Source organism: Micromonospora sp. KC721 (genome assembly GCF_004348355.1).
Lineage (GTDB): Bacteria > Actinomycetota > Actinomycetes > Mycobacteriales > Micromonosporaceae > Micromonospora.
Genome location: NZ_SMJY01000007.1, coordinates 33,447 through 52,655, shown reverse-complemented (window position 1 = coordinate 52,655; position 19,209 = coordinate 33,447). Strand labels below are relative to the sequence as shown.

The window sequence follows — 19,209 nt, the reverse complement described above, 5'->3', positions numbered from 1 at the left end:
GAACTCCAGATGTCAGGGCCGGGGGGACCGGCTGTGCCGTCATGGGTCGGCTCGATCGCCCGGCCGGGGGATGGTGGCCGTGGTCGGCGATCGTCAGCAGCCGATCGGTGTGACGGGGGAAGTCTACTTTCGGAAGGGCGACACGCCAGATTCCGACACTTATGTAATTCCTGTGAAGGCGAGTTATAGGACCTAAATGTGTGTCTTGGGGGGATTCATATTGACGAAGTGGTGTAAGTCATAACCGCTTCCGGATGGTTGCGGCGGTGTCGGGGCAGCCCGTCGCCCGGGGAATGCGGGAAAGCCTGTTACACCCTCTGGTGTCGATGGACCCGAGCTGTAACACTTGGGACATGTATGGCAACGACTTCGCCCCGGCGGACGCTTCCGACGGCGACCTGCTCGGCCAGGTCGAGGCCGCCGAGGCAGCCCTGCGGGCGGCGGCGGACCGGGGTCGCGGCGGCACGGCAGCGGCCGACGCCGACCCCGAGGCGTACTTCGCCGACGTCATCGATGCCGACCAGAAGATCGAACCGCGCGACTGGATGCCGGAGGCGTACCGGCGGACACTGATCCGGCAGATCGCCCAGCACGCACACTCCGAGATCATCGGGATGCAGCCGGAGGGGAACTGGATCAGCCGCGCGCCGTCGCTGAAGCGCAAGGCGATCCTGCTGGCCAAGGTGCAGGACGAGGCCGGGCACGGCCTCTACCTCTACGCCGCCGCCGAAACCCTGGGAGTCAGCCGCGACGAACTGGTCGACCTGCTGCTCAGCGGCCGGCAGAAGTACAGCTCGATCTTCAACTACCCGACGCTGACCTGGGCCGACGTCGGCGTCGTCGGCTGGCTGGTGGACGGGGCGGCGATCGTCAACCAGGTGCCGCTGTGCCGCTGCTCCTACGGGCCGTACGCCCGGGCCATGATCCGGGTCTGCAAGGAGGAGTCGTTCCACCAGCGGCAGGGCTACGAGATCCTGCACACCCTCGCCCACGGCACCCCGGCGCAGCGGGCGATGGCACAGGACGCGGTCGACCGCTGGTGGTATCCGTCGCTGGCGATGTTCGGCCCGCCGGACGGCGACTCCACCCACTCCGCCCAGTCCATGGCCTGGAAGATCAAGCGCTTCTCCAACGACGAGCTGCGGCAGCGCTTCGTGGACATGTGCGTGCAGCAGGCCGAGACCCTCGGCCTCACCCTGCCCGACCCGGACCTGCGCTGGAACCCCGAGCGGCAGGCGTACGACTTCACCCAGCCCGACTACGACGAGCTGATGCGGGTCATCTCCGGCGACGGGCCGTGCAACCGGCAACGGATGGAACACCGGCGGCGTGCCCACGCCGAGGGCGCCTGGGTCCGCGAGGCCGCCGCGGCGTACGCGGCGAAGCGGGCCGGGCGGAAGGAGAAGGTGGCGGCGTGAACGAGGCAACCGGTCAGCGCGGCGGGCGGGAACCGGCACCGCTGTGGGAGGTTTTCGTGCGGGCCCGGCGCGGGCTGTCGCACACCCACGTCGGCAGCCTGCACGCCCCCGACGCCGAACTGGCCCTGCACCACGCCCGGGATCTCTACACCCGTCGCCAGGAGGGGGTCTCGATCTGGGTGGTCCCGGCGGGCGCGATCACCGCGTCCAGCCCCGACGAAAAGGACGCCTTCTTCGACCCGGCCGCCGACAAGGTGTACCGCCACCCCACCTTCTACGAGGTGCCGGACGGGGTGGCCCACCTGTGAACGGCCCCTTCGAGTTCACCCTCTGCCTCGGCGACGACGCGCTGGTCGCGGCGCAGCGGCTCGCCGAGTGGACCTCCCGGGCGCCGGAGATGGAAGAGGACGTCGCGCTGGCCAACATCGCCCTCGACCAGCTCGGCGCGGCCCGCCTGCTGCTCACGTACGCGGGCGAACTGGAGGGCGCCGGCCGGGACGAGGACGCCCTGGCGTACCTGCGCGACGACCGGGAGTTCCGTAACTGCCTGCTGGTGGAGCTGCCCAACGGCGACTTCGCGGTCACCATGGCGAAGCTGTTCTTCCTGGCGGCGTACCAGCTTCCGCTCTACACCGCGCTGGCCGGTTGCGCCGACGAGCGGCTGGCCGCGATCGGCGCCAAGGCGCGCAAGGAGTCCGCGTACCACCTGGACCACGCCGCGCTGTGGGTGCGGCGGCTCGGTGACGGCACCGAGGAGTCGCACCGCCGGATGCAGGCCGCCGTCGACGGAACCTGGCCGTACGTCCACGAGCTGTTCGCCGCGGACCCGGCGGCACCGGTCGACCCGGCCACCCTGCGCGGCGACTTCGACACCACCGTCACGACCGTGCTCGCCGAGGCGACGTTGACCCGGCCGGAGACCGGCTGGACGCCGGCCGGCGGCCGGGACGGCGTACACACCGAACACCTGTCGTACCTGCTGGCGGAGATGCAGGTGCTGCACCGCGCCCACCCCGGAGCCCGCTGGTGAGCACGGCGAGGGACGCGGCGGCGGCGGTGGTGGACCCGGAGATCCGGGTGGTCACCATCGACGAGCTGGGCATCCTCCGGTCGGTCGACGAGGATCCGGCGACCGGCCGGGTGATCGTCACCATCACCCCCACCTACACCGGCTGCCCCGCGATGGACGTGATCCGCGCGGACATCCGCCGGGCACTGGCCGCCGCCGGTCACCCGGACGCCGAGGTACGCACGGTCCACGCCCCGGCGTGGAGCACCGACTGGATCTCCGAGCGCGGCCGGGCGAAACTGGCCGCGGCCGGCATCGCCCCACCGCCACCGGCCGCGCGCGGCCACGGCGTCGTGCCGCTGACTCTCGCCGTACGCTGCCCGCGCTGCGGCTCGCCCGAGACCGAGCAGGTCAGCCGCTTCGGCTCCACCGCCTGTAAGGCGCTGTGGCGCTGCCGCGCCTGCTCCGAACCCTTCGACCAGGTGAAGGCGCTGTGACTGTCACAATCACCCGCCCGGTCCGCCGCCGGCCGGTCTTCCACCCGCTGCGGGTCGTCGCCGTCGACCGGCTCACCGACGACGCGGTGGCGATCACCTTCGCCGTGCCGGAGGAGTTGCGGCCCACGTTCGCGTTCGCCGCCGGGCAACACCTCACCGTGCGGCGTCCGGCCGGCGCCACCGATGCCGACGGCGGGGACGTGCGCCGGTCGTACTCGATCTGCTCGACGCCCGGCGAGTTGGCCCGCCACGGACGGTTGCGGATCGGGGTGCGGGAGGTGCCCGGGGGCGCGTTCTCCGCGTACGCCTGCGGCGCCCTGCGCCACGGCGACACCGTCGACGTGCTGCCCCCGCTGGGGCACTTCACCACGGCGTTCACGCCGGAGCGGGTGCGTCGCTACGGCGCGGTGGTCGCCGGTTCCGGCATCACCCCGGTGCTCTCGCTGGTCGCGACCGCCCTGGCCGTCGAGGAGGCCAGCACCTTCACCCTGGTGTACGGCAACCGCACGGCCAACACGGTGATGTTCGCCGAGGAGTTGGCCGACCTGAAGGACCGGTACCCGACGCGGCTGCACCTGGTGCACGTGCTCTCCCGCGAGCGCGGGGAGTCGCCGCTGCTGTCCGGCCGGATCGACGCCGACCGGCTGAGCCGGCTGCTGGACAGCGTGGTGCCCGGCGACGCGATCGAGGAGTGGTTCCTCTGCGGCCCGTACGGGATGGTGCTGGACGCGAAGGCGGTGCTGGCCGGGCGTGGGGTGCCGGAGTCGGCGGTGCACACCGAGCTGTTCCACGTCGACGCGCCGCCGGAGCCGGTGCGCCGCCCTGCCGCCGAGGCGGGCGCGGGGACCGAGGTGACGATCGTGCTGGACGGCCGCTCGTCCACCTTCACGATGGGCCGTACGGAGCGGGTGCTGGACGCGGCGCTGAAGGTCCGTGGCGAGCTGCCGTACGCCTGCAAGGGTGGGGTCTGCTCGACCTGTCGGGCGAAGGTCGTCGACGGCGCAGTGACGATGGCGCGCAACTACGCCCTGGAGCCCGACGAGGTCGCCGCCGGTTACGTGCTCACCTGCCAGTCCAGCCCGACCACCGACACCCTCACGGTCGACTACGACGCGTGACTTTGCCGGGGTGGTTGTGGGGAGCGCCGCAGGCCACCCGGCCCGGGCGGTGGGCACGTGCCCGGCGACGTACCCTCGGAGGCGTGACGGTGAGCCGGGAGATCGACGACATCCTGCAGCGTGGCGCGGACGGCGGGCGGATCACGCCCGAGGAGGCCCTGCTGCTCTACACCGAGGGGCCCTTCCACGCCCTGGGCGAGGCGGCGGACGCGGTCCGCCGGAGGCGGTACCCGGACAACATCGTCACGTACCTGATCGACCGCAACATCAACTACACGAACGTCTGCGTGACGGCGTGCAAGTTCTGCGCGTTCTACCGGGCGCCCAAGCACAAGGAGGGTTGGACCCACCCGACCGAGGAGATCCTGCGCCGCTGCGGCGAGGCGGTCGAGCTGGGCGCGACCCAGGTGATGCTCCAGGGCGGGCACCACCCGGACTACGGCGTCGAGTACTACGAGGAACTGTTCTCCTCAGTCAAGAAGGCGTACCCGCAGCTCGCCATCCACTCGATCGGGCCGAGCGAGATCCTGCACATGGCCAAGGTCTCCGGCGTCGGCCTGGACGAGGCCATCGCCCGGATCAAGGCGGCCGGGCTCGACTCCATCGCCGGAGCCGGGGCCGAGATGCTACCCGACCGGCCCCGTAGGGCAATCGCCCCGCTGAAGGAGTCCGGCGCCCGCTGGCTGGAGGTCATGGAGCTGGCCCACCGGCAGGGCATCGAGTCCACCGCCACGATGATGATGGGCACCGGCGAGACCAACGCGGAGCGGATCGAGCATTTGCGGATGATCCGCGACGTGCAGGACCGCACGCGGGGGTTCCGGGCGTTCATCCCGTGGACGTACCAGCCGGAGAACAACCACCTCAAGGGCCGTACCCAGGCGACCACCCTGGAGTACCTGCGGCTGGTCGCGGTGGCCCGGCTCTTCTTCGAGACGGTGCCGCACCTGCAGGCGTCCTGGCTGACCACCGGCAAGGACGTCGGCCAGCTCGCCCTGCACATGGGGGTGGACGACCTGGGCTCGATCATGCTGGAGGAGAACGTCATCTCCTCGGCGGGCGCTCGACACCGCTCCAACCTGCACGAGCTGATCGGCATGATCCGTTCGGCGGGACGGATCCCCGCGCAGCGGGACACCCTCTACCGGCGGCTTGCCGTGCACCGGACGCCCGCCGACGACCCGACCGACGAGCGGGTGGTCTCGCACTTCTCCTCGATCGCGATGCCGGGCGGCGGTGCCGGCAAGACGCTGCCACTGGTCGAGGCCCGCTGACCGGCCGAATGGCTCGGCGATGGTCGCCGGGACGGCATTCGTGGTGACCGTTCGGGCGACGAGCATGGCCGATGCGCCACGGCGAGAGTCGCCGATCCGATAATCCCGGATGACGATCCCGCATCGGTTCCGCCGCCGCGCGGCGCGGGGGGTGGCGGCGTCGTGTCCGGGGCCGCTAACGTGCGGCGCGCACACGTTCCCTCGCAGCTTGGGGCGGGTGTGGCGGGGCCGGTCGGCCCGCCCCGAGGCGTGTCCTCCATCGGCCCATGAGGGCCGTTCACATATATGCACGGCAGTGAAGGCGGGATGGTTCACCATCCCGCCTTCACTGTTTCCTCCGTACGGTCAGTGATCACCGCGAATCGCGTTACGTAGCTGGCGAACCGAGGCTGATCTCCGATACCGTCCGCACGGCTCGTACACCAATCCACCTGTCCCTAACCCCCGGGGGATCGATGACCCAGCTTCACCGCTCGGCTCTGGCGCGGATCGGCGCCGTGGCCCTGCTCGCCGCGGGTGGCCTCGCCGGCGTCGCCGCCCCGGCGCACGCCGCCGACGGGGCGGACCTCGAGCTGATCCCGCTCAGCTACCAGTTGGCCAAGGGCGTCAAGCAGGCCAAGGCCAAGCCGTTCAAGTTCCAGGTGGTCAATACCACCGGCACGGTCGACGCCAAGGGCGTCCGGGTCGAGGTCGAGACCGCGGACCTCAAGGACCGCAAGGTGGGCGTGGTGGTCCCGGACGGCTGCGAGGTCGACGGCACCCGCTTCACCTGTCTCCTCGGCGACCTGCCCGCCGGCACCACCGAGGACTTCGGCATCCCGCTCTTCTCCACGGGTGGTCGCGGCGCCGGCGGCACGCTGAAGGTGACGATCAGCGCGGCCACCGCCGACCCCGACCCGCTGAACAACACCGTCGAGCACGACATCACCGTCGCCAAGCCCGGCTACGACCTCACCACCTGGGTGCAGGACGTGTACGCCGACGTCGAGGTCGACGGCGACGAGGCCGACGAGGCGAACCTCAAGCCGGTCCGGCCCGGCCAGACGGCCCCGCTCGACTGGGCGGTCCACAACGACGGCAGCCGCAAGGCCACCGGCCTGGCCTACGGCATCACCCTGCCCGCGGACGTCACCTTCGCCGAGCTTCCCGAGGGCTGTGTCGAGCAGGAACTGGGCGGCCTCGCCCAGGCGTACTGCGAGGACAGTGGGGTGGTGCTGCGGCCCGGCGAGTTCTACACCGCCGACGTGCGGGTGAAGGTGGCGGCGGGGGCCACCGAAAAGGTGCTCCGTCCCGGCTTCCTCTGGGGCAAGGGTCTGGACGCCGCCGAGGGCAAGCCGGAGGAGGAGCCGGAGGTTGCCAGCCCGGCGCAGCGCAAGGCGTTCGCCGAGACCGACGACGGCGACAACATCGCCCAGTTCGACGTCTTCGTCGACCTGAACCCGGCGCCGAGCCCGTCGGGCTCGCCGAGCCCGACCCCGACCGCGCCGCCGAGCGGCCAGCCGTCTGCGAGCCCGACCTCGGGTGGCGGCGGTGGTGGCGGGCTGGCGAACACCGGTGCGCAGACCGGCCTGATCGCCGGTATCGGTGGTGCGGTGCTGCTCGCCGGTGGCGCGCTGCTGATCCTCTCCCGTCGCCGCAAGGTCGTCCTGGTGGCGCCGGGCGACGAGAAGTCCGAGGACTGACCGGGTACGACGCAGGAAAGGGCGGGGTGGGTGACCACCCCGCCCTTTCGCGTGTCGGCGCGGCTGGCAGAGTGGAGGGGTGAGCCGTACCCCGCAGGGCCAGCGCGCCAGCCTGGACAAGCAGCCGCACGAGGTCGCCGCGATGTTCGACGACGTGGCGGCCCGCTACGACCTGACCAACACGGTGCTCTCCTTCGGACAGGACCGGTCCTGGCGGCGGGCGACCCGGGCGGCGCTGGAACTGAACCCGGGTGAGCGGGTGCTCGACGTGGGCGCCGGGACCGGCGTCTCGACCGAGGAACTCGCCCAGTCCGGGGCGTACGCGGTCGGCGCGGACCTGTCGCTCGGCATGCTGTACGCCGGAAAGCGCACCCGGTCCGGCGTGCCGCTGCTGGCCGGCGACGCGTTGCGGCTGCCGTTCGCCGACGCCAGCTTCGACGCGGTGACGATCTCCTTCGCGCTGCGCAACGTCAACGACACCGACGCGGCGCTGCGGGAGTTGGCCCGGGTGACGAAGCCGGGCGGCCGGTTGGTGGTCTGCGAGTTCAGCACCCCGGTCAATCCGGCGTTCCGCACGGTCTACCTGTCGTACCTGATGCGCTCGCTGCCGGCGGTGGCGCGGACCGTGTCCAGCAACCCCGACGCGTACGTCTATCTCGCCGAGTCGATCCGGGCCTGGCCGGACCAGCCGGCGCTGGCGGCGCGGATCGGTGCGGCCGGGTGGTCGAGGGTCGCGTGGCGCAACCTGACCGGCGGGGTGGTGGCGCTGCACCGCGCGGTCCGCACCTGACCGGGCACCCCGCCGACGGGCGGGTGAGGAATCTCTCCCCGTGGTCGGACCGGTCCGCAGCCAGCGGCAGAATCCGACAAATGCCCGATTCGGGGGGTTGTGGGGCGTAGGCTGTTCTGCATGAGGGGAGCCGAGCCCGCGACCGCAGCCGCCGAGGGCGACGCCGTCGGGGACGACGCCGCGGAACTGGTCGCTCAGCTCAGGGAGTTGGCCGGGGCGGATCCCGCCGACGTGCGGCAGGTCGTCGCCGAGGTCCTGACGGCGCTCGACCGGGTGGCCGGCGGTGCGCTACGGGAACACCTGCCCGCGACGATCCGGGCCGACGCCGGGCTGGACGCCGACACCCAGACGCCCCACTGAGCCCCGCCGCAGCACGGAACCGCCCCCCACCGGGACTGTTTCCAAAAAGTTAGGCACCCCTCACACACTTCCGGTGTAACCCCGGTCATAGACTCCAACCCGATCGGCTTGTGAACCATTTCACGAGCGTGCGGGAGGAGGCGCAGATGACCGCGGTGGAGAACGACGCCGACGTCATCGTCGTGGGCGCCGGTCCCGGCGGATCGGCGACGGCGTACCACCTGGCACGGCACGGCGTACGCGTGCTGCTGCTGGAGAAGACGGAGTTTCCCCGGGAGAAGGTCTGCGGCGACGGGCTCACGCCCCGCGCCGTACGGCAGCTCGTCCGGATGGGCGTGGACACCTCGCCCGAGGCCGGCTGGCTGCACAACAAGGGCCTGAGGGTGATCGGCGGCGGGATACGCCTGGAACTGGACTGGCCCGACCTGGCCAGCTTCCCCAACTACGGCCTGGTCCGTACCCGGCTGGACTTCGACGACCTGCTCGCCCAGCGCGCGGTCGCGGCCGGAGCGGAGCTGCGCACCGGGGTCACCGTGCTGGGGCCGGTGCTCGGCGCCGACGACCGGGTGGTCGGCGTGCAGGCCGAGGTCGGCCCGGACAAGCAGCCCGCCACCTTCCACGCCCCGCTGGTCGTCGCCGCGGATGGCGTCTCCGGCCGCTTCCCGCTCGCCCTCGGGCTGGCCAAGCGGGAGGACCGGCCGATCGGGGTGGCCGTGCGGCGCTACTACCGCTCGCCCGCCCGGCACGACGACGACTACCTGGAATCCTGGCTGGAGCTGCGGGCCAAGGGCAGTGACACGCTGCTGCCCGGCTACGGCTGGATCTTCGGCCTCGGTGACGGCCGGGTCAACGTCGGCCTCGGCATCCTCAACTCGTCGTCGGCCTTCGGGAAGACGAACTACCGCAAGCTGCTCACCGACTGGCTGGCCAACACCCCCGAGGACTGGGGGATGACCGACGAGACGAACGCCGAGGGGCCGATCCTCGGCGCGGCGCTGCCGATGGGCTTCAACCGGGTCCCCCACTACACCCGCGGAGTGCTGCTGGTCGGCGACTCCGGCGGCATGGTCAACCCGTTCAACGGCGAGGGCATCGCGTACGCGATGGAATCCGGCGAGCTGGCCGCGGAGGTCGCCGTCCAGGCGCTCGCCCGGCCCGCCGGCGCCGACCGGGAGCGGGCGCTGCTGGCGTACCCGCAGGAGCTGAAGGCCCGGTTCGGCGGCTACTACCGACTCGGCGGGATCTTCGTGAAACTGATCGGCCGACCCGAGGTGATGCGGATGGCGACCCGGTACGGCATGCCCCATCCCACGTTGATGCGGTTCGTGCTCAAGCTGCTGGCGAACCTGACCGACCCGCGCGGCGGGGACGCGATGGACCGGGTCATCAACGCGATGACGAAGGCGGCACCGGCCGTGTAGTGGACGACCGTGCCTGTCGCCGCCGCCGGTGTCGGCCCGGGCGCGGACAGGGATCGACCCCGCTGACGCTGGTCAGCGAGGACGCGAATAGTGTGATTTTCGCCAAGCACCCAGGGGCAGGGGAAGGACGAGCAGGAGAAGAGATGTCGCTCTCGCCTTACGCACCGATCATCGGGCTGTTCGCCCTCGCCGCGGCGTTCGCGCTGTTCTCCGTGGCCGCCGCCCGCTTCGCCGGTCCCCGGCGCTTCAACAAGGCCAAGCTCGAGGCATACGAGTGCGGCATCGAGCCGAGCCCCCAGCCGGTGGGCGGCGGGCGGTTCCCGATCAAGTTCTACCTGACGGCGATGCTCTTCATCGTCTTCGACATCGAGATCATCTTCCTCTACCCGTGGGCGGTCTCCTTCGACGCCCTGCCGATCTTCGGCTTCGTGGAGATGGTCCTGTTCATCGTCGCGGTCTTCGTCGCGTACGCCTACGTGTGGCGGCGCGGCGGCCTGGACTGGGACTGAGGGAGGTACGTCAGATGGGCATCGAGGAGAAGCTCCCCGCCGGCATCCTGCTCACCTCCGTGGAGAAGCTGGTCAACTGGTCGCGGAAGTCGTCCGTCTGGGGCGCCACCTTCGGCCTGGCCTGCTGTGCCATCGAGATGATGGCCGCCGGCGGCCCGCACTACGACATGGGTCGTTGGGGCATGGAGGTGTTCCGTGCCTCGCCGCGCCAGGCCGACCTGATGATCGTGGCCGGCCGGGTGAGCCAGAAGATGGCCCCGGTGCTGCGCCAGATCTACGACCAGATGGCGGAGCCCCGCTGGGTGCTCTCCATGGGGGTCTGTGCCAGCAGCGGCGGCATGTTCAACAACTACGCGATCGTCCAGGGTGTCGACCACGTGGTGCCGGTCGACATGTACCTCCCCGGTTGCCCGCCGCGCCCCGAGATGCTCATCGACGCGATCCTCAAGCTCCGCGAGAAGATCATGTACGAGCCGCTCGGCCCGAACGGTCGCAAAATGCTGGAGGCCCGCAAGGAGCGCGGCGACGTGCCCGTGGTGCCGTACGGCTCGATGCCGTCGTCGTACCGCAACGACAAGGCCCGGCGGGCCGAGTGGACGAAGGCCGTCCGCGAGGGGCGCGAGGAGCAGTTGCGGATCGAGAACTGGATGAAGGCCCAGAACCACCTGCACCAGCACGGGGGCGTCCAGAAGTGAGCGCGAGGAGTGCAGCGGAGCGGAGCCCCAGCCGCGAGCGCGAGGAGCGAGCCCCGCAGTCGCGAGTAAGGGTCTCCGCAGTCGCGAACGGAAGGCAGGAACGGTGACCGCGCCCAACGACAGGAACGACAACGGGGGCGTGCCGGTACCGGTCACCCCGGCCGGTGCCAGCAGCGGCGCCCCCGCCGAGCACCCGCCGTCCAGCCCGGCCGGTCGGGGCATGTTCGGCATCCACGGCACCGGCGACGTCTCCGGGTTCGGTGGCCTGGTCCGCCAGCGCAAGCCGGTCGAGGAGACCCCCCGGCCGTACGGCGGCTACTTCGACGAGGTCCGCGACGCGCTGGAGGAGGCGTATCCGGCCTTCGGCGACGCGATCGAGAAGGTTGTCGTGGACCGGGGCGAGCTGACCCTGCACGTCCGCCCGGAGCGCATCGCCGAGGTCTGCCAGGTGATGCGCGACGACCTGGCGCTCCGCTTCGAGCTCTGCTCCTCGGTCTCCGGCGTGGACTACCTCGGCGCCGACGAGCGTCGGCTGCACGTGGTCTACCAGCTCACCTCGATGACGTACCGCCGCCGGGTCCGGCTGGAGGCCGCCGTCTCCGCCGAGCACCCGCACCTGCCGAGCGTCACGGCCGTCTACCCGACCGCGGACTGGCAGGAGCGGGAGACGTACGACATGTTCGGCATCGTCTTCGACGGCCACCCCAACCTGACCCGGATCCTCATGCCGGACGACTGGGAGGGGCACCCGCAGCGTAAGGACTACCCGCTCGGCGGCGTGCCCGTCGAGTACAAGGGTGCGGAGATTCCCCCGCCGGACCGACGGAGGTCGTACCAATGACGGCGTCGAACTACGCCACCGAGCGCGAGACGACCGAGGGCAAGGTCTTCACCGTCACGGGTGGGGACTGGGACGAGGTCGTCTCCGGCACCGACCCGATCAACGACGAGCGGATCGTGGTCAACATGGGTCCGCAGCACCCGTCCACGCACGGGGTGCTCCGGCTGATCCTGGAGCTGGAGGGCGAGACCGTCCGCGAGGCCCGCTCGGTCGTCGGCTACCTGCACACCGGCATCGAGAAGAACCTGGAGTACCGCAACTGGGTCCAGGGTTCGACGTTCGTGACCCGGATGGACTACCTCGCCCCGCTGTTCAACGAGACGGCGTACGCGCTGGCGGTGGAGAAGCTGCTCGGCATCACCGACGAGGTGACCGAGCGGGCCAACACCATCCGGGTGCTGATGATGGAGCTGAACCGGATCTCCTCGCACCTGGTGTGGCTGGCCACCACCGGTATGGAGCTGGGCGCGATTTCGATCATGCTGTACGGCTTCCGCGAGCGGGAGTACATCCTCGAGATCTTCGAGATGATCACCGGCCTGCGGATGAACCACGCGTACGTCCGGCCGGGTGGCGTGGCGCAGGACGTGCCGGACGAGGCGATCGTCAAGATCCGCGAGTTCCTCACGATGATGCCGAAGAAGCTCAAGGAGTACGAGGACCTGCTCTCCGGCCAGCCGATCTGGATCGAGCGGACCCAGAACGTGGCGGTGCTGGACGTGACCGCCTGCCTCGCCCTCGGGGTGACCGGCCCGGTGCTGCGCTCCGCGGGCCTCGCCTGGGACCTGCGCAAGACCATGCCGTACTGCGGCTACGAGACGTACGAGTTCGACGTGCCGACGCACACCGACGGCGACGTCTGGGGCCGCTACCTGGTCCGGCTCGCCGAGATCCGGGAGTCGCTGAAGCTGGTCGAGCAGGCGCTGGACCGGTTGAAGCCGGGCCCGGTGATGGTGGCCGACAAGAAGATCGCCTGGCCGGCCCAGCTCGCCATCGGCGTCGACGGCATGGGTAACTCGCTGGAGCACGTCGCGAAGATCATGGGTCAGTCGATGGAGTCGCTGATCCACCACTTCAAGCTGGTCACCGAGGGTTTCCGGGTCCCCCCGGGCCAGGTGTACGTCGGCATCGAGTCGCCCCGTGGCGAGTTGGGCGTGCACGCCGTCTCCGACGGTGGCACCCGGCCCTACCGGGTGCACTACCGGGAACCGAGCTTCGTCAACCTCCAGGCACTCCCGGCGATGGCCGAGGGCGGCCTGATCGCCGACGTGATCGCCGGTGGCGCCTCGCTGGACCCCGTGATGGGTGGTTGTGACCGATGAGTGTTTTCACTGACACGACGCGCGAGCGGGCGCGGGCGATCATCGCCCGGTACCCGGCCGACCGGTCCCGGTCGGCGCTGCTGCCGCTGCTGCACCTGGTGCAGTCGGAGGAGGGGTACGTCTCCCCGGCCGGCGTGGAGTTCTGCGCCGAGGTGCTCGGCCTGAACAAGGCCCAGGTCGGCGCCGTCGCCACCTTCTACACCATGTACAAGCGCCGGCCCACCGGTGACTACCTGGTCAGCGTCTGCACCAACACGATGTGCAACGTGCTCGGTGGCCAGGAGGTCTACGACACCCTCGCCGAGCACCTCGGCGTCGGGCACGACGAGACCACCGCCGACGGGAAGATCACCCTGGAGCACGCCGAGTGCCTGGCGGCCTGCGACTACGGGCCGGTGATGACGGTCAACTACGACTTCTTCGACGGTGTCGACCCGCAGAGCGCGCTCGGCGTGGTCGACGAGCTGCGGGCCGGCGGCCGGCCGATGCCGACCCGGGGCGCCCGGCTCTGCACGCTGAAGGAGATGTCGGTGCAGCTCGCCGGGTTCGCCGACGAGCGGGAGGGCGCGGTCGCCGACGGCGGGCCGGGGGAGCCGACCCTGCGGGGTCTGCGCCTGGCCGAGCAGCACGGCATCTCGGTGCCCGGCTTCGACCCGAACACCCCGATCCGCAGCAAGGCCGAGGCCGACAAGGCCGCCGCTGAGGCGAAGGCGAAGGCCGAGGCCGCGAAGCCGGCACCGGCCGGCAACGCGGGCACCGGCGTACCGGCACGGCCCGAGCAGGCCACCGGTAGCACCGCGCCGGACGTCAAGGCACCGGACGACAAGTCGCCCGAGACCCGGGCCGCCGAGACCCGGCAGCCCGACGCGTCGACCGCCGTGCCCGACGCGCCCGGTACCAAGGTCCCGGCGGACACCACCCCGCCGTCGCCCCGCGACGCGCAGGAGGCGCAGGCCGCCGGAGCCGCCGCCAACCCGCCCGCCGGGGACGGCAAGCCCGCCGGCGACGAGGCCGGGGCGCAGCGGCGCAACCTCTCAGAAGCCGAGGCAGGGTCTGGCGCCACCGGCGCGGGTTCCGCCGTCGCGAGCGAAACGGGGGTCCAGAAGTGACCACTCCCCGGCCGGAGACGCTGGCCAAGCTGACGCCGGTGCTGACCAAGCGCTGGCTGTCGCCGGACGCCTGGCGGATCGGCACCTACGAGAAGCTCGACGGCTACGCCGCGCTGCGTAAGGCCGTCAAGGCCCACCCGGACGACCTCATCCAGTTGATCAAGGACTCTGGCCTGCGGGGTCGGGGCGGCGCGGGCTTCCCGACCGGCCTGAAGTGGGGTTTCATCCCGCAGGGCGACGGCAGGCCGCACTACCTGGTGGTCAACGCCGACGAGGGCGAGCCGGGCACCTGCAAGGACCTGCCGCTCATGACGCACGACCCGCACTCGCTGGTCGAGGGCGTGATCATCGCGTCGTACGCGATCCGGGCCAACCGCGCCTACATCTACATCCGGGGCGAGGCGGTGCACGCCGCGCGGCGGCTGCGCAACGCCGTGCGGGAGGCGTACGCCAAGGGTTACCTCGGCAAGAACATCCTGGGTTCGAAGTTCGACCTCGACCTGGTGGTGCACTCGGGTGCCGGGGCGTACATCTGCGGCGAGGAGACCGCGCTGCTGGACTCGCTGGAGGGGTTTCGGGGCCAGCCCCGGCTGCGCCCGCCGTTCCCGGCGACGCACGGCCTGTACGCCAGCCCGACGGTGGTCAACAACGTCGGCACCATCGCCAGCGTGCCGTACATCGTGCTGGGCGGCGCCGAGTGGTGGAAGACCATGGGCACCGAGAAGTCCTCCGGACCGATGATCTACTCGCTCTCCGGTCGGATCGCGCATCCCGGTCAGTACGAGTGCTCGATGGGGGTCACCCTGCGCGAGCTGATCGAGCTGGCCGGGGGCATGCAGCCCGGGCACAACCTGCGGTTCTGGACCCCGGGCGGCTCGTCGACCCCGCTGCTCACCGCCGAGCACCTGGATGTGCCGCTGGACTTCGAGGGGGTGGCGGCGGCCGGCTCGATCCTGGGCACCACGGCCACCCAGATCTTCTCCGACCAGGACTGCCCGGTGTACGCGACCTACCGGTGGCTGGAGTTCTACCACCACGAGTCGTGCGGCAAGTGCACCCCGTGCCGGGAGGGCAACTACTGGATGGTCCGGGTCTACCGGCGCATCCTCGCCGGCCAGGGCACCCACGAGGACCTGGACACCCTGCTCGACACCTGCGACAACATCCTCGGTCGCTCGTTCTGCGGCCTGGGTGACGGTGCGACCAGCTCGGTGACCTCGTCGCTGAAGTACTTCAAGCAGGACTACCTCGACTACATCGAGGGACGTACCGCACCGAAGCTCTCCGACAAGCAGCTGGTGGGAGCCCACTAATGACCGACGTAGCGAAGCAGACCGAGACGGTCACGCTCACCATCGACGGCGTCGAGGTCACCGCCCCGAAGGGTGCGCTGTTGATCCGGGTCGCCGAGCAGTTGGGCACGGAGATCCCCCGGTTCTGCGACCACCCGCTGCTGGCCCCGGCGGGCGCCTGCCGCCAGTGCCTGGTGGAGGTGGAGGGCCAGCGCAAGCCGGTCGCCTCCTGCACCCAGACGGTCGCCGACGGCATGGTGGTCCGTACCCAGCTCACCTCCCCGGTCGCCAAGAAGGCGCAGGAGGGGGTGATGGAGCTGCTGCTGCTCAACCACCCGCTGGACTGCCCGATGTGCGACAAGGGCGGCGAGTGCCCGTTGCAGAACCAGGCGATGTCCACCGGCCGCGCCGACTCCCGGTTCCAGGAGCACAAGCGGGAGTACGAGAAGCCGCTGGAGATCAGCACGCAGGTGCTGCTCGACCGCGAGCGGTGCGTGCTCTGCCAGCGCTGCACCCGGTTCTCCGAGGAGATCGCCGGCGACAAGTTCATCGACCTGATGGGCCGCTCGTCCGCCGAGGAGATCAACATCTACCGGGACGAGGAGTACGGCGAGGAAGGCGACGCCGGGGACGTCCCGTTCAACTCGTACTTCTCCGGCAACACCGTGCAGATCTGCCCGGTGGGGGCGTTGACCGGTGCCCAGTACCGTTTCCGGGCCCGGCCGTTCGACCTGGTCTCCAGCCCGAGTGTCTGCGAGCACTGCTCGGCCGGCTGCGCCCAGCGCACCGACTGGCGGCGGGGCAAGGTGCTGCGCCGGCTGGCCGGCGACGACCCGCAGGTCAACGAGGAGTGGAACTGCGACAAGGGCCGGTGGGGCTTCCAGTACACCCGTGCCGTCGACCGGCTCACCACCCCGCTGGTCCGTGACGAGCACAGCGGGGAACTGCGGGCGGCGTCCTGGAGCGAGGCGCTGACCCGGGCCGCCGAGGGGCTGCGCGCCGCCCGGGACGGCGGGCAGGGCACGGCGGTGCTGACCGGCGGCCGGCTCACCGTCGAGGACGCCTACGCGTACGCGAAGTTCGCCCGGGTCGCCCTGCACACCAACGACATCGACTTCCGGGCCCGGCCGGTCTCCCGCGAGGAGGCCGACTTCCTGGCCAGCACCGTCGCCGGGGCCACCGAGGTGACCTACGCCGACGTGGAGAAGGCGTCCGCGGTGGTGCTGGTCGGCCTGGAGCCGGAGGAGGAGTGCCCGATCCTCTTCCTGCGGCTGCGCAAGGCGTACCTGAAGAAGAAGCTGACGGTCTACGCGATCGCCCCGTTCGCCACCCGCGGCCTGGAGAAGCTCGGCGCCAAGCTGGCCCGGGTGGTGCCGGGCGAGGAGGCGAGCGTGCTCGCCGAACACCACACCGTGGCCGAGGCGCTGGGCACCGAGGGGGCCATCCTCTTCGTCGGCGAGCGGCTGGCCAGCGTACCGGGCGGCCTCTCCGCCGCGGCGGACGTGGCCCGGCGTACCGGCGCGAAGCTGGCCTGGGTGCCGAGGCGCGCGGGTGACCGCGGCGCGGTCGACGCCGGTTGCCTGCCCAACCTGCTGCCCGGTGGGCGGCCGGTGACCGAGCCCGCCGCCCGTGCGGAACTCGGCGAGGCGTGGGACATCCCGGCCGGGGTCATCCCCAGCCAGGCCGGTCGGGACACCGACCAGATCCTCGCCGCGGCGGCCGACGGCCGGCTCGGCGCCCTGGTGGTGGCCGGCGTGGACCCGGCCGACCTGGCCGACCCGCGCCTGGCCGAACAGGCCCTCGACGCGGTGCCGTTCCTGGTCAGCCTGGAACTACGCAACTCAGCGGTGACCCGCCGGGCGGACGTCGTCTTCCCGGTCGCGCCGGTGGTCGAGAAGGCCGGCAGCTTCCTGGACTGGGAGGGGCGGCTGCGCACCTTCGAGGAGGTGCTGCACACCGGGGCGCTCTCCGACGGCCGGGTGCTCGACGCGCTCGCCGCGCAGCTCGACGTCCGGCTCGGCACCGGCGACGTGCCGAGCATCCGCCGCGAGCTGGGCGGGCTGCCGCCGACCCGGGTGAATTCCCCGGCCGTCCCCAGCGTCGAGCCCGGTGCCGTGCCGAGGCCCGGGCCGGGCGAAGCCGTGCTGGCCACCTGGCACCAGCTCATCGACCTGGGCAGCCTCATCGACGGTGACGAGCACCTCGCCGGCACCGCCCGCCCGCCGGTGGTCCGGCTCGGCAAGGGCACCGCCGAGGCGCTCGGTGTCGCCGACGGCGATCCGGTGACGGTGGGCACCGACCGGGGGGCGGTGACCCTGCCGACGCTGATCACCGAGATGCCGGACGGCGTGGTCTGGCTGCCGACCAACTCACCCGGCTCGACCGTGCGGCGCAGCCTCGGCGCGACGTCCGGCACGGTCGTCCGGATCTCCGCGGCCACCGCCGGGGCCATCCCGGCCGAACGGGCCGCCGCGGACGAGACCGGCAGCCCCGCAGTCGCGAACGAAAGGTGGGCACGGTGACCGTCCTCCTCGCGCAGGACCCGACGCTGGCCGACTTCGGCCGGGACCCGTGGTGGCTGGTCCTCGGCAAGATCGTGTTCGCGTTCGTGTTCGGCCTGTTGGCCACGCTGCTCGGCGTCTGGTTCGAGCGGCGGGTGGTCGGCTACATGCAGGTCCGGCCCGGCCCGAACCAGGTCGGCCCGTTCGGCCTGCTGCAGACCCTCGCCGACGGTCTGAAGATGGCCTTCAAGGAGGACATCCTCCCGCGGGCCGCGGACAAGGTCGTCTACTTCTTCGCACCGGTCATCTCGGTGGTCTGCGCGGTCACCGCCCTGTCGGTGATCCCGTTCGGTCCGATGGTGAGCATCTTCGGGCACCGGACCCCGTTGCAGGTCACCGACGTGCCGGTGGCGGTGTTGGTGCTGCTGGCGTGTTCCTCGCTGGCCGTCTACGGCGTCGTGCTCGGCGGTTGGGCCTCCGGTTCGACGTACCCGCTGCTCGGCGGTCTCCGCTCCACCGCTCAGATGATCTCGTACGAGGTCGCGATGGGGCTGAGCATCGTGGCGGTCTTCATGACCGCCGGCACGATGTCCACCAGTGGGATCGTCGCCGCCCAGGCGAGCGGCACCAAGCTGAGCCTCGGCGGCTTCGAGATCCCGGCCCCCGGCTGGTACGCGATCCTGCTGCTGCCCAGCTTCATCATCTTCTTCATCGCCATCGTCGGTGAGACCAACCGGGCACCGTTCGACCTTCCCGAGGCGGAGTCGGAGCTGGTCGCGGGCTTCATGACCGAGTACAGCTCGCTGAAGTTCGCGCTCTTCATGCTCTCCGAGTACGTCGCGATGGTGACCATGTCCGCGGTGACCACGACGTTGTTCCTCGGCGGTTGGCGGGCCCCGGCCCCGATCACCACCTTCTGGGCGGGGGCCAACTCCGGCTGGTGGCCGATGCTGTGGTTCTTCGGCAAGGTGCTGATCCTCGTCTTCGTCTTCGTCTGGCTCCGGGGCACCCTGCCTCGGCTCCGGTACGACCAGTTCATGCGTCTGGGCTGGAAGGTCCTGCTGCCGATCAACCTGGTCTGGATCCTGGTCCTGGCCGGCCTGCGGTCGATCGAGGACTGGCAGTCGCGGGACCGGATGCTGGCCACCGCCGTCGGCGCGGGTGTGCTGCTGCTGATCACGATCCTCTGGCCCAGCCGGCAGCCGAAGCCGAAGCCGACTCTCCAGGAACAGGTCGACAGCCGTCCACCGGGCAGCTTCCCGCTGCCCCCGCTGGACCTTCAGGTACCACCGAGCCCGCGCACCAAGCGCGTGGTCGCCGAGCGGGAGCCGGCCAACATCGTTGCCGGCTCGGACTCCAGGGAGGTGTGAC

General features: G+C 71.1%; 18 protein-coding genes. All 18 read left to right on the top strand.

The window, feature by feature from the left end:
- The first annotated feature begins 353 nt into the window (after positions 1 to 353).
- The 18 genes from paaA (at position 354) to nuoH (ending at position 19,208) form a co-directional block, all read left to right on the top strand.
- Complete coding sequence (gene paaA, locus E1182_RS02600; RefSeq protein ID WP_132261001.1) at positions 354 to 1,418, top strand: 1,2-phenylacetyl-CoA epoxidase subunit PaaA; 1,065 nt, start codon at positions 354 to 356, stop codon at positions 1,416 to 1,418.
- Positions 1,415 to 1,726, top strand: coding sequence for a 1,2-phenylacetyl-CoA epoxidase subunit PaaB (gene paaB, locus E1182_RS02595; protein ID WP_132261000.1), 312 nt, complete (start codon positions 1,415 to 1,417; stop codon positions 1,724 to 1,726). Before paaA ends, paaB begins: the two co-directional genes overlap by 4 nt.
- A complete protein-coding gene (paaC, locus tag E1182_RS02590; protein WP_132260999.1) occupies positions 1,723 to 2,448 on the top strand; it encodes a 1,2-phenylacetyl-CoA epoxidase subunit PaaC in 726 nt (241 codons plus the stop codon). The genes paaB and paaC overlap by 4 nt, the downstream gene beginning before the upstream one ends.
- On the top strand, positions 2,445 to 2,924 hold the full coding sequence (gene paaD, locus E1182_RS02585; protein ID WP_132260998.1) for a 1,2-phenylacetyl-CoA epoxidase subunit PaaD: 480 nt from the start codon (positions 2,445 to 2,447) through the stop codon (positions 2,922 to 2,924). The genes paaC and paaD overlap by 4 nt, the downstream gene beginning before the upstream one ends.
- Positions 2,921 to 4,042, top strand: coding sequence for a 1,2-phenylacetyl-CoA epoxidase subunit PaaE (paaE, locus tag E1182_RS02580; RefSeq protein WP_132260997.1), 1,122 nt, complete (start codon positions 2,921 to 2,923; stop codon positions 4,040 to 4,042). Before paaD ends, paaE begins: the two co-directional genes overlap by 4 nt.
- 83 nt (positions 4,043 to 4,125) lie before the next feature.
- Positions 4,126 to 5,316, top strand: coding sequence for a cyclic dehypoxanthinyl futalosine synthase (gene mqnC / locus E1182_RS02575; RefSeq protein ID WP_132260996.1), 1,191 nt, complete (start codon positions 4,126 to 4,128; stop codon positions 5,314 to 5,316).
- 455 nt (positions 5,317 to 5,771) lie between these two features.
- Entirely contained in the window at positions 5,772 to 6,998 is a 1,227-nt protein-coding gene (locus tag E1182_RS02570) for an LPXTG cell wall anchor domain-containing protein (RefSeq protein WP_132260995.1), read from the top strand.
- A 79-nt stretch (positions 6,999 to 7,077) separates the two neighbouring features.
- Positions 7,078 to 7,788: a demethylmenaquinone methyltransferase gene (locus E1182_RS02565; protein WP_132260994.1), complete on the top strand. Its 711-nt coding sequence runs from the start codon at positions 7,078 to 7,080 to the stop codon at positions 7,786 to 7,788.
- A 120-nt stretch (positions 7,789 to 7,908) separates the two neighbouring features.
- Positions 7,909 to 8,148 (top strand): hypothetical protein, encoded by a 240-nt coding sequence (locus E1182_RS02560; protein ID WP_132260993.1) that lies wholly within the window; start codon positions 7,909 to 7,911, stop codon positions 8,146 to 8,148.
- Positions 8,149 to 8,294: 146 nt separating this feature from the next.
- Positions 8,295 to 9,569, top strand: coding sequence for a geranylgeranyl reductase family protein (locus tag E1182_RS02555; RefSeq protein ID WP_132260992.1), 1,275 nt, complete (start codon positions 8,295 to 8,297; stop codon positions 9,567 to 9,569).
- Positions 9,570 to 9,712: 143 nt separating this feature from the next.
- On the top strand, positions 9,713 to 10,078 hold the full coding sequence (locus tag E1182_RS02550; protein ID WP_132260991.1) for an NADH-quinone oxidoreductase subunit A: 366 nt from the start codon (positions 9,713 to 9,715) through the stop codon (positions 10,076 to 10,078).
- A 14-nt stretch (positions 10,079 to 10,092) separates the two neighbouring features.
- Entirely contained in the window at positions 10,093 to 10,773 is a 681-nt protein-coding gene (locus E1182_RS02545) for an NADH-quinone oxidoreductase subunit B family protein (RefSeq protein ID WP_132260990.1), read from the top strand.
- A gap of 103 nt (positions 10,774 to 10,876) precedes the next feature.
- Positions 10,877 to 11,614: an NADH-quinone oxidoreductase subunit C gene (locus E1182_RS02540; RefSeq protein ID WP_132260989.1), complete on the top strand. Its 738-nt coding sequence runs from the start codon at positions 10,877 to 10,879 to the stop codon at positions 11,612 to 11,614.
- Positions 11,611 to 12,936, top strand: a complete 1,326-nt coding sequence (locus E1182_RS02535) for an NADH-quinone oxidoreductase subunit D (RefSeq protein ID WP_132260988.1) — start codon at positions 11,611 to 11,613, stop codon at positions 12,934 to 12,936. Before E1182_RS02540 ends, E1182_RS02535 begins: the two co-directional genes overlap by 4 nt.
- Complete coding sequence (gene nuoE, locus E1182_RS02530; protein ID WP_132260987.1) at positions 12,933 to 14,045, top strand: NADH-quinone oxidoreductase subunit NuoE; 1,113 nt, start codon at positions 12,933 to 12,935, stop codon at positions 14,043 to 14,045. Before E1182_RS02535 ends, nuoE begins: the two co-directional genes overlap by 4 nt.
- On the top strand, positions 14,042 to 15,358 hold the full coding sequence (gene nuoF / locus E1182_RS02525) for an NADH-quinone oxidoreductase subunit NuoF (protein ID WP_132260986.1): 1,317 nt from the start codon (positions 14,042 to 14,044) through the stop codon (positions 15,356 to 15,358). The genes nuoE and nuoF overlap by 4 nt, the downstream gene beginning before the upstream one ends.
- Entirely contained in the window at positions 15,358 to 17,859 is a 2,502-nt protein-coding gene (locus E1182_RS02520; RefSeq protein WP_132260985.1) for an NADH-quinone oxidoreductase subunit G, read from the top strand. Before nuoF ends, E1182_RS02520 begins: the two co-directional genes overlap by 1 nt.
- Positions 17,856 to 19,208 carry an NADH-quinone oxidoreductase subunit NuoH gene (gene nuoH, locus E1182_RS02515; protein ID WP_132260984.1) on the top strand — a complete coding sequence of 451 codons (1,353 nt, stop codon included), beginning with the start codon at positions 17,856 to 17,858 and terminating at the stop codon, positions 19,206 to 19,208. The genes E1182_RS02520 and nuoH overlap by 4 nt, the downstream gene beginning before the upstream one ends.
- Position 19,209 lies beyond the last annotated feature (1 nt).

Excerpts from the sequence above, each read along its gene's own strand:
- E1182_RS02545 (WP_132260990.1), top strand. The coding sequence starts at position 10,093 with ATGGGCATCGAGGAGAAGCTCCCCGCCGGCATCCTGCTCACCTCCGTG.
- nuoE (WP_132260987.1), top strand. The coding sequence starts at position 12,933 with ATGAGTGTTTTCACTGACACGACGCGCGAGCGGGCGCGGGCGATCATC.
- E1182_RS02555 (WP_132260992.1), top strand. The coding sequence starts at position 8,295 with ATGACCGCGGTGGAGAACGACGCCGACGTCATCGTCGTGGGCGCCGGT.
- E1182_RS02520 (WP_132260985.1), top strand. The coding sequence starts at position 15,358 with ATGACCGACGTAGCGAAGCAGACCGAGACGGTCACGCTCACCATCGAC.
- paaA (WP_132261001.1), top strand. The coding sequence starts at position 354 with ATGTATGGCAACGACTTCGCCCCGGCGGACGCTTCCGACGGCGACCTG.
- E1182_RS02570 (WP_132260995.1), top strand. The coding sequence starts at position 5,772 with ATGACCCAGCTTCACCGCTCGGCTCTGGCGCGGATCGGCGCCGTGGCC.
- E1182_RS02550 (WP_132260991.1), top strand. The coding sequence starts at position 9,713 with ATGTCGCTCTCGCCTTACGCACCGATCATCGGGCTGTTCGCCCTCGCC.
- E1182_RS02560 (WP_132260993.1), top strand. The coding sequence starts at position 7,909 with ATGAGGGGAGCCGAGCCCGCGACCGCAGCCGCCGAGGGCGACGCCGTC.
- E1182_RS02535 (WP_132260988.1), top strand. The coding sequence starts at position 11,611 with ATGACGGCGTCGAACTACGCCACCGAGCGCGAGACGACCGAGGGCAAG.